The sequence below is a fragment of the Marinimicrobium sp. C2-29 genome (assembly GCF_038419845.1).
Classification (GTDB): domain Bacteria; phylum Pseudomonadota; class Gammaproteobacteria; order Pseudomonadales; family Cellvibrionaceae; genus Marinimicrobium.
Genome location: NZ_JBCAQT010000047.1, coordinates 1 through 747, shown reverse-complemented (window position 1 = coordinate 747; position 747 = coordinate 1). Strand labels below are relative to the sequence as shown.

Annotated in this window: 1 pseudogene; it reads right to left on the bottom strand. The window is 52.3% G+C overall.

The features are described from left to right. A pseudogene (locus tag AAE484_RS17410) lies at window positions 1-729 on the bottom strand (transposase); the annotation flags it as partial. Window positions 730-747: the final 18 nt, after the last annotated feature.

The following is a 747-nucleotide window of genomic DNA, read 5'->3' as shown; positions in this document are numbered from 1 at the left end:
AGTCGACTTCGATGCCCAAGCCTTCGCGGTTAAAGTCGTCGATCACATTGAGTAGCCGATAGCTTCGCCCATCGGATAACTGGTCATGCATAAAATCCATTGACCAACACTGATTGATATTCTCTGGCACCGCCAACGCTTCAGGCCTTTCGCGCACCAGCCGCTTTTTGGGCTTGATACGCAGGTTAAGCTCCAATGCCTTGTAAATCCGGTAAACACGCTTGTGGTTCCAGCAAAAGCCCTTCACGTTGCGTAGAAACAGGTAACACAAACCAAACCCCCAATTGCGCTGGTTCTCCGTCAGTCGCAACAGCCAATCGGCGATCACTTCGTTTTCTCGGCTAAGCGTTGGTTCGTACCGGTAGCAGCTTTCACTAATACAAAAGGTCTGGCAGGCCAAACGGACGCTCACGCCATACTGATCAACGGCTTTCTTAGCCATCTCCTTGCGCTGAGATGGCTTTACCACTTTTTTGTCATGGCCTCCTGGACGATTTCGGCCTTTAATCGCTCCTCGGCATACATCTTTTTCAGGCGCCGGTTTTCATCCTCAAGCTCCTTAAGGCGAGCCATCATCGAGGCGTCCATACCGCCGAACTTGGCGCGCCACTTGTAAAAGGTGGCGCTGCTCATACCGTGCTCCCTACACAGTTCGGGCACCGGGACGCCATTCTCAGCTTGTTTCAGGATGGCCAGGATCTGACTGTCGGTAAAACGTGACTTCTTCATGCAGAATCTCCTCTGGGG